This window comes from Clostridia bacterium, assembly GCA_028698525.1.
Taxonomy (GTDB): Bacteria; Bacillota; Clostridia; order JAQVDB01; family JAQVDB01; genus JAQVDB01.
In genome coordinates this window covers 1-5,618 of the sequence record JAQVDB010000092.1, presented here as the reverse complement: position 1 = coordinate 5,618, position 5,618 = coordinate 1, and the positions used below count along the sequence as shown (strand labels likewise).

The following is a 5,618-nucleotide window of genomic DNA, read 5'->3' as shown; positions in this document are numbered from 1 at the left end:
TGATACAATAGACTGTGCTCATGATTCTTCTCCGTTTCTGTTTATTATAGTGATTAACATTATAACAGAGAAGCTCTCATGAGCATTATTTATTTAATTGTGTTTCATTTAATTTTACAACTCGCCGCAAAACTTTGATTACAACATGGCAAACATAATATAAAATTAATCCAAACCTAGCCTATAGATTATGTGATTCAGCTTGTTTGATATATATGCTACATCGGCCTTTGTTGCAGGTTGATTATATTCTTTGCTGTATTCCTTCAAGTACGTACATGCTAACTTGCTAGAGGTGGAGTTTGTAATAAAATGATGAGCTGTCAGCTGTGCTGCTGCCAGTCTTTTTTTAACACATGATATACTTCTTAAAACTTCTATTGTAATACCGCTTTTTAAACTTATTTCAGTAATAGTAGGGTTGATCCTAGTTACACACTTGATATTTATAAGATTTATATAGCCCAGACAACTATCGTTTTTTATAACAGGTTGGCGTGTTTTAAATGGGACTAGGATGAGCTCGAGAGATAGAGGAATAGGGATGCGATTTTTTTGTCCTACTATACTGGAATATTTTTTTCTGATGCTGATCAGGTCTATACACAATATATTTGAAAGTGATATTAAAGCAGAACGTGTTTTTATATCTATATATTTTGTATCACCATTTTTAAGAATTATGCAGGTATAGTCACCTTTATCTTTGGCATATATAGGGAGCAAGGCATCTATACCCATTTTATAATATAGATGCAACTTATTCATACTTTAGATCACCCCACACAGGAATATATGGAATATATTTCTATTATAGCGAACATATGTTCCGATGTCAATCTTTATCTTTTTATTTGTTTTATATGTTATTTTAGGATAAATAATGGGTATAAATATATTGTTAAAGATATTTGAGTTAATAGGAATTTAAAAGTACTAAAGTTATTTTTAGGCCACCCTGGTAATGATTTAAATTTTTAGTAATAAAAAAGTATAGTTTGAATATCTATATAAAATGGTTAAAAAGTTACTGAAAAACTAAAAGGGGGAGATGTTTAAATGGGCATAAAGATAGCTCTTTCTGCGATTACCAAATATATAGATGATATACATCCGTATATAGATTTTTTGTCCAATGCTGGCAAATATGGACATGAGATAGATACTCTGATAATCGGTTATTCGCATGGATATGAACAAGCTGTAATAGAGAATTTGCAAAGATATATTAAGGTTGAGACTGTAAAAGTGAGTATAGATGATGATTTGCTTGGGCAATTGGATTCGATGGGAATAGATAGATCGAGCTCTATGGAAGTTCTTGATAGTCCGATATTTGATAGGTATGGCCTTATTTCTTATGGATTATATAGAAATACTGTACTTTTAAAGGCTATCGTTGAAAAAGTGGATATATTATTTTTTATAGATACTGATGTATATCCTAAAGTATTGCTGGACTATAATTTTGATACAGAAAAGGCTAATTTTGAAGATGTGGATTTCTTTGGAATGCATTTAAAGTATTTGTTAAATAAAGATGTTTATATCACTACCAGTGATTATTCGGGATATTATATAATTCCACCGATACAATTTTATGGATTTGATAAATTGCTGGCCGGGGTGGGCAAACAGGAAGCTATAGAATATATGAAGCGATGCAAGCAGCATAAGTGCTTGAATTTTGACAAGGGTTACAATAGGCAGGCTAGAAAGACTAATAAGATTTTAGGAGGAAACATGGCTATCAATCTATCGGAAGGTTTTCCACCCCATCCATTTTATTCTACTTTGCTTAAGTTTGAGGATGAATTCTATTTGGGCAGAGGAGAAGATACTTTGCTAGGCTATACAGTTTCAGGTAAATATGGAGCAGTGATTGATATAGATATGAAAATATTTCACAATACTTTCGGGAATTTTCCAGAGGTACCAGATATAACACAAAAAAGTATAAGAGATAGATTATATTTTGCGTGTATGGGTTGGATTGCAAGAAATCCTTTTTTGTATTGGTTTTTAAAACAGCAAGGTATATTAAAAACAGATGTGAATAAAATACTTTTAGAACAAAAAAATGCACTTAAAGAGGCAGGACTTAAAGTGGCTGAACATTTAAATGATGATAGATTTGAAAAACTTTATCAAGCTTTACAGCAATCGGAAGAACAATTGAAGGACAGTATAAAAAGATATATTGCAATATCAAAGAGTTGGAACAAAATAATTAGAGCGATAGAACAAAACGGTAGGAGGAATGTAGTATGAAGATAGTATTAATAAACCATTTCCCGCTTCAAGGATCTGGAAGCGGTATATATACACTTAATTTATATAATAAGTTGAATATGATGGGCAATGATGTAAAGGTGATATTTCCGGATCACAATTTGCATCCATTCAATAAGGACTTTATACCTATAATAACTAAAGGAGGAAAGGCAAAAGATTATCAATTGCCTTTTAACTTTCCATGTTTTACTACACATCCTGTAAGCAACAATACTTTTTATAATTTAAAGGACCAAGAGATAGAACAATATATAGATGTTTTTAAAGGTACATTGGAAAAAGTTATCGACGAGTTTAATCCTGATATCATACATTGTCAGCATATGTGGATAATGCCTTATATTGCTTCGAAATTTAATATCCCCTATGGGGTTACAGTGCATGGCACCGATATAAAAGGATACAAAAAAGATACAAGATATCATAAATATGTAAAGGAGGCTGCGCGAAATGCTTCTTTTATAATAACAATATCCAGGCAGGTTGACCAAGAAACGAGTCAGTTGTTTGGTATAAAAGATGATAGAAGGTTTTTAGTGCACAACGGGTTTGATGAGAGCATATTTTATACTAAAGATTTTGATGAAGATTTTTTGAAAAAGAAATATAATATATCAGACGATATAAATTATATTGTAAGTTTTGTAGGTAAGCTTACACACTTTAAAGGCGTTGATATATTGTTGGATGCAGCGCAAATATATGAAAAACAGATAGGAAATGTTGCTACTATTATAGTTGGTGATGGAAGCGATCGAGATAAACTTGAGAGGCAAGCTAGGGAGAATGGGCTTAAAAATGTGGTGTTCATGGGGCATCGCAGTCAGACGGAGGTTGCAAATATATACAATATGGCAGATGTATCTGTTATACCTTCTAGGATAGAGCCTTTCGGTCTTGTTGCTCTAGAAGCTATGGCATGTGGTACACCTGTAGTAGCAACTAATGCAGGAGGGTTACCTGATTTTGTAAATTCACATGTGGGGAGTCTGGTAAAACAAGACCATCCAAAAGAGTTAGCACAAGCTATAATGGAAGAATTATCAGGTCATTCGAAAGCTACCAAAGGAAGGCATGCATATTTTTATGCGCATGCAAATTTTACATGGGACAGTGTAGCACAAAAAGTGGAAAATATATATAATAATGTACTGAGAGACAAAAATTCTAGGAGGGCGTTTAATGAAAACGATTATGGTTATTCCCACGTATTGGAGCAGACCATTCCACCAAGGTTGGAAAGAAGAGGATAATGTATATGATCATCCTACTCCTTTAGATCAGGAGGGTACTTTAGAGAGAACGTTAAGAAGTGTCAAGACTCTTAAAGATAAAGATTTTGAACTAGTGCTTTTAGTGTGTCCTACCCATCAAAGTATCGAGAAGGATGCAGTAGAAAAAGTAAATAAGATAGTAGCAAAGGTGAGTCTAGATATAAATGTATATATGGTATCTGGTTTTCAAGTACAGCATATGAAAAATATAATAAGGTCTATGCACAAAAGTGAGTATGTTGATTATATTTTAGACATAAATGGTTATTCGAATGTTAGAAATCTAGGGCTGTTTGTGGCATACATTATGGATGCTGATGTGCTGATAATGATAGATGATGATGAAATATTCGAGAACTCAGATTTTGTGGAAAGATGCCGTAAATTCATAGGTGGTAGGTTGTATGGTGCGGCTATAGATGCTGTAGCAGGATATTACTTGAATGAAGACAATGAGTACTATGACAAAGTGAATATGGAGCCTTGGATGACTTTTTGGGATAGGTTTGGAAGTAAAGCTAAGGCTTTTGATAAGATTATAGGCTCTGAACCCAGATTAAAACATACTCCGTTTGCCTTTGGGGGTTGTATGGTGTTGCACAGGAATCTGTTTACCACAGTGCCTTTCGATCCTAAGGTGCCTAGAGGAGAGGACATAGATTATCTTATTAATGCTAAAATGTTTGCCTATAATTTCTTTTTAGATAATCAGCTGTATGTAAAACACCTTCCACCGCCTAAATCGCATCCTATATGGAAGCGAGTAAGAGAGGATATAGCCAGATTTTTATATGACAGGGCAAAAATAGTAACTCAAGTGGATAAACCGAATATGCATAGGGTGCAGCCAGAAGACTTTGACCCTTATCCAGGAGAATTTTTAAAAGATGACCTGGAGGATAAAATAATAAAGACAAACACAATACTTGCAATGGATTATCTTTCAAAAGAGAGAGATGCAGATGCAAAAGAGGCAATAAACAATATATATATTTCTCAATATGATGTCAAACCCAAACATAATGTATTTTTACAGTATTATAGTTTTCAACAGGATTGGATAAGGCTTATAAAGTTTTCTAGAGATTTAGCAGATGAGATGAGAAAGCATATCTTGCAGATAGTAGATGTGGGGCTGAATCTTAAGGATCTTGAGAAAGATGTTGATATAGATACTAGTTCTTTGGTAAAAGAAATTGATGACCTTAATATATTTAGCGGTGTAGAAAAAGATGATCTGGATAAACTGTTGCCGATATTTAAAATAAAGAACTTTGATAAAAATGAAATTATATTCAGAGAAAATGAAAATGACGGGAAGATATTTTTTATAAGAAAGGGTAGTGTGGATTTATTGAAGGATACCGAGAAAGGTGATATGGTAAAACTTACCACGATAGGTGAAAAAGAATATTTTGGCGAGACTTCATTTTTGTTTAATCAGCCCCATTCAGTGACGGTAATTGCACGAGAGGCAACTCAAACTATTGTATTTAGAAGAGAAGATATGGATGCTTTTGTACAAAAGGATGCTAGGCTAGGCCTGAAGCTATTAAAGCTATTTATATATAAGCTCAGTCATAGGATGAAAAACATGAACACTGCATATTTAACCCATCTTATCAAGAATTCTTCCGAATATACAGGGAAGAGTATTTAGACATAAATATGCTCCTCTTTATGATAGCAGTTTTATTATTTCAACTGTCTACCTCAAGGGGAGCATATCACTCTCAGGGGTTTTTGATCATTTAAAAAGTTTTTTTAGGTTTTCAGTATAAGGAGGATAAATGATAGTTTTTTCAGTAACAATTGCAGTTATGTTTTCATGGGGTGTCACGTCAAAAGCAGGATTATAAGTTTTCACTTGCTTGGGAGCAGTCCAGACGCCGAACCTGCAGGTAATTTCTTTTGAATCTCTTTCCTCAATAGGTATTTCTTGACCTGTAGGAGTGTTAAGATCAATAGTAGGTGTAGGAGCAGCTATAAAAAATGGTATCCAATAATATTTTGCCAGCACTGAAAGTCCTAGTGTGCCTATCTTGTTTG

At 33.5% G+C, this 5,618-nt stretch carries 5 protein-coding genes; 3 read left to right on the top strand and 2 right to left on the bottom strand.

Features of this window, described 5'->3' with window-relative positions; genetic code table 11:
• Window positions 1-165: 165 nt before the first annotated feature.
• The gene (locus PHP06_10315; protein MDD3840934.1) at window positions 166-768 is read right to left on the bottom strand and encodes a hypothetical protein; all 603 of its coding nucleotides are present in this window, start codon (window positions 766-768) and stop codon (window positions 166-168) included.
• 291 nt (window positions 769-1,059) lie between these two features.
• Between PHP06_10315 and PHP06_10310 the strand changes: the two genes are divergently transcribed.
• From PHP06_10310 to PHP06_10300, 3 genes are read left to right on the top strand one after another with little or no spacing between them, the layout of a single operon-like run.
• The gene (locus PHP06_10310) at window positions 1,060-2,271 is read left to right on the top strand and encodes a hypothetical protein (protein ID MDD3840933.1); all 1,212 of its coding nucleotides are present in this window, start codon (window positions 1,060-1,062) and stop codon (window positions 2,269-2,271) included.
• Window positions 2,268-3,548, top strand: coding sequence for a glycosyltransferase family 4 protein (locus tag PHP06_10305; protein MDD3840932.1), 1,281 nt, complete (start codon window positions 2,268-2,270; stop codon window positions 3,546-3,548). Before PHP06_10310 ends, PHP06_10305 begins: the two co-directional genes overlap by 4 nt.
• Window positions 3,478-5,229 (top strand): cyclic nucleotide-binding domain-containing protein, encoded by a 1,752-nt coding sequence (locus tag PHP06_10300; GenBank protein ID MDD3840931.1) that lies wholly within the window; start codon window positions 3,478-3,480, stop codon window positions 5,227-5,229. Before PHP06_10305 ends, PHP06_10300 begins: the two co-directional genes overlap by 71 nt.
• Before the next feature lie 87 nt (window positions 5,230-5,316).
• Here PHP06_10300 and PHP06_10295 read toward each other — a convergent pair.
• The coding region (locus PHP06_10295) for an S-methyl-5-thioribose-1-phosphate isomerase (GenBank protein MDD3840930.1) at window positions 5,317-5,618 on the bottom strand (302 nt) is incomplete at its 5' end.

Bases quoted from the DNA above. Each gene is read 5' to 3' on its own strand.
- PHP06_10315 (MDD3840934.1), bottom strand. From the start codon at position 768: ATGAATAAGTTGCATCTATATTATAAAATGGGTATAGATGCCTTGCTC.
- PHP06_10305 (MDD3840932.1), top strand. From the start codon at position 2,268: ATGAAGATAGTATTAATAAACCATTTCCCGCTTCAAGGATCTGGAAGC.
- PHP06_10300 (MDD3840931.1), top strand. From the start codon at position 3,478: ATGAAAACGATTATGGTTATTCCCACGTATTGGAGCAGACCATTCCAC.
- PHP06_10310 (MDD3840933.1), top strand. From the start codon at position 1,060: ATGGGCATAAAGATAGCTCTTTCTGCGATTACCAAATATATAGATGAT.